This window comes from Streptococcus sp. HMSC077D04, assembly GCF_001808785.1.
Lineage (GTDB): Bacteria > Bacillota > Bacilli > Lactobacillales > Streptococcaceae > Streptococcus > Streptococcus mitis_BX.
Genome location: NZ_KV794500.1, coordinates 1 through 218 on the forward strand (window position 1 = coordinate 1; position 218 = coordinate 218).

Here is a 218-nt window from a genome sequence, read left to right on the forward strand (position 1 = left end):
CTGCTTCAGGTAGTGGATAATGTTGAAAGAATTTATCGTGAGGGAATGGAAAATAAGGCTACTCAGATGATTTTTTCAGATATTGGAACACCTAAGAAAAAGGACAATGGCTTTGATGTTTATTCTGAGATTAAGGCTTTATTAGTTGATAGAGGAATCCCTAGTAAGGAAATTGCCTTTGTACATGATGCCAATAGTGATGAAAAGAAGAATAGTTT

General features: G+C 34.4%; 1 protein-coding gene. It reads left to right on the forward strand.

The window, feature by feature from the left end; translation table 11 throughout:
* Positions 1 to 218, forward strand: a 218-nt coding sequence (locus HMPREF2701_RS01625; RefSeq protein WP_148130501.1) for a hypothetical protein, incomplete at both ends; no start/stop codon positions are given.